General features: G+C 58.8%; 5 protein-coding genes. All 5 read right to left on the bottom strand.

The genetic code is table 11. From position 1 onward, the window contains the following. A partial coding sequence (locus V7D81_RS15975; protein WP_324318031.1) for a glyoxalase superfamily protein occupies positions 1-633 on the bottom strand: 633 nt, incomplete at its 3' end. Between the two features lie 132 nt (positions 634-765). Further along, positions 766-897, bottom strand: a complete 132-nt coding sequence (locus tag V7D81_RS23295; protein WP_442958355.1) for a VOC family protein — start codon at positions 895-897, stop codon at positions 766-768. Positions 898-992: 95 nt separating this feature from the next. Further along, positions 993-1,247, bottom strand: coding sequence for a hypothetical protein (locus tag V7D81_RS15970; RefSeq protein ID WP_324318030.1), 255 nt, complete (start codon positions 1,245-1,247; stop codon positions 993-995). A 63-nt stretch (positions 1,248-1,310) separates the two neighbouring features. Beyond that, on the bottom strand, positions 1,311-1,730 hold the full coding sequence (locus tag V7D81_RS15965; protein ID WP_324318028.1) for a nitroreductase/quinone reductase family protein: 420 nt from the start codon (positions 1,728-1,730) through the stop codon (positions 1,311-1,313). A 90-nt stretch (positions 1,731-1,820) separates the two neighbouring features. Then, complete coding sequence (locus V7D81_RS15960) at positions 1,821-2,210, bottom strand: VOC family protein (RefSeq protein WP_324318026.1); 390 nt, start codon at positions 2,208-2,210, stop codon at positions 1,821-1,823. Between the last annotated feature and the right edge of the window lie 125 nt (positions 2,211-2,335).

The raw sequence follows: 2,335 nt of genomic DNA, 5'->3' as shown, positions 1-2,335 counted from the left end.
CTGACGATACTGAACAAAGGCTATGACGTTGCCGTCGACATCACGCACATGGAAATCGATGCCGCCCCACGCCTGTCTGACGAGCCGCTGAGCAAATTCCACGCCGCGCCGTTCGTACTCTTCAAAGAGCATCTTCACGTTCCGGACCTCTATGGTCGCCAGGATCAGCGATCCCTCGAGCGCAGCCAATGCGGCGAAGTTCGGTTCGTGCACGAACCGCAGATGAAGGCGCGAACGATCGCGTGAAACGGAGCCGTAGAAGGGCGGATGCCCGTGGAGAAAGTCGACCTGGAAGGCGAGCTTGTCCGCATAGAAGGCGGCGGCCTTCCTGACGTCCCTGACGAACAGAATCGGCACAGTGCCCAGGAGGGTTGGCTCGCCTTCGATCGGTGCCGCCGTCGGCTTGACGTCGATGGTTGATGCCCGGAGCGCCGCCCAATTCCTGAAGCCGGCTTCCACCGCCACGATTTCCTGTGCGATGGTCAGCGGCAACGGCGTATTCAGCGCTTCAATGTCAGTGAGATGGCGATAGCGATCGAGCAGCCGAAATTTTTCGCCGATCGAGAAGTTGCGTTCGCGATGCCAGCGAACCAGTTGCTTTGCCTGCTTCCGGAAAGTATCGAGGGTGGGCATGGGTGCTCTCCTGCTGAAATTTCAGCGGGCGGGCAAAGCCCTTTCGGCAACTACGCCGATGCACCCCGTAGAGCGGGCGAAGAAAAACATGCGTCGCAAAACTTGTCAATTGATGTGCTGGAGAAGGTCTGCTCAGTCGCAGTGGAAGTAAAAGCGGTTGCCGTCGACGTCCTCGACAGTGAACTGGCGCAAACCCCATGGCTTCTTCTCCAGGGGTTCGACAATGCGCGCACCCATCGAGCGCAGCTCGTTGTAGGTGGCAATTCCGGGACCGGCAGGCCAAATGACGTTGCTGGTTCGTTCTGGTTCATGACGTCCGCTCCTGCATGAGACAGAGGCTCAGTGCAACGCCAGTGAGGCTATTCCTTGACGACGAGCACGCCCGCCAGCGCACCGATGAACAGGCCAGCCAACGCAGCCGGCCAGATGTTTCCAGTTGCGAAAAGTCCGGCAGCTGCGCCGCACATGAAGCCAGCCAGCGCCCAAGCGCCTCGCTTCTGATGTTTCCTGCGCTGCTTCTGTCGTTCGACCCATTGCTCTAGCGCCCTGCGCTGGTCATCGATGCGGGGCGCAAGTAGCGCGTCGCCTGCTGCTTCTGCCTGTTGCCGGTCCATTGCTTCTTCCTTCTTCTGGTCGTTCGATTTCGTCCTGCCACGAGCCACAATCTACTGGCAGCGTCAGCATGACTTCGTGTTGAGATAGGCGTACTCACCGACAAAAAAGACATCGATGATCGGTGAGTAATTTACCAAGTCCTCCACGCTGAATCCTTGTTCGCGATACCAGCGAGTCTCGGGTGCGCTCATTATCCGCTTCCTTTCCGCCCGATCCGTCACTTCGACAGCTTTCGCAGTCAGGCGGCATAGCACGGATTCCTTCAAGCAGAACTCGAAATGCGGATTGGCCTTCAGGTTCGCCAACCAACTGCGACTCTTTCGCGGACCCAGCGAGCCGTCGGCAGACGGCGTGCCGCAAATGACGATACGGCCGTCGATATTCGTAAACCAGATTTCCGTTACACGATGCAATCCCGTTCTGGCGCCGATGGTAACGATGTCGATGAGCCGGTCCGTTCTCAGCGCTTCTCTCAAGTCCACGCCTTCGACTCCATATTCTTCTGAGGCGTAACGCCGTCGCTGTCGCGCGAGCAACGTCGCTTCGCAGTTGCGAGTCGGAGTCGCCGCTCGTCAGCAGGCACGCTGGCTGGCGCCGAAGACGTTGCCTTCTGGATCGTGGCCCAGAAAGAAGTTGGCATTTCGGTCTGCCCATTCGGGTGGGACATCATCGACCTGTCCACCCAGTAGCCGTGCCGCCCGCCGACTGTCTTCGATGCTTTGAACGGGAAAGTCCAATCTGATGGCGCCCCGGATGCGGCGCTCCGGCGGCTGTTGTGCTGTCACCTCGTCCGCGGTGTGCTCTGGAATCTGGTGGACGATGAGATGGAAACCATGCCCATCCAAGACCCAGTGGTGTTCGTCGCTGGCGCTGCAAGCCAGCCCGAGCGCCTGAGAATAGAATGCAGCAACTCTTTTCAGATCTTTCGCAAACAGAACTGCGCTTACGTTCGAAGATTCCATGTCGCTCTCCTCGTCATGCCTGCCAACGTCCACGTTGCGCCACGAGCAAGAGCAATGGCGATCTGCTCTGCCTGTGGGGCCGGCTTTAGCCGGCCTGAAAACAGTCAGGCTAAAGCCTGACCTAC

This window comes from Povalibacter sp., from assembly GCF_036735925.1.
In the GTDB taxonomy this organism is placed as follows: Bacteria; Pseudomonadota; Gammaproteobacteria; order Steroidobacterales; family Steroidobacteraceae; genus Steroidobacter.
The sequence above is the reverse complement of the archived record's forward strand: the minus strand, read 5'-3'. Positions and strand labels throughout refer to the sequence as shown.

Coding starts and splice junctions, on each gene's coding strand:
- V7D81_RS15970 (WP_324318030.1), bottom strand. CDS start 1,247: ATGGACCGGCAACAGGCAGAAGCAGCAGGCGACGCGCTACTTGCGCCC.
- V7D81_RS15960 (WP_324318026.1), bottom strand. CDS start 2,210: ATGGAATCTTCGAACGTAAGCGCAGTTCTGTTTGCGAAAGATCTGAAA.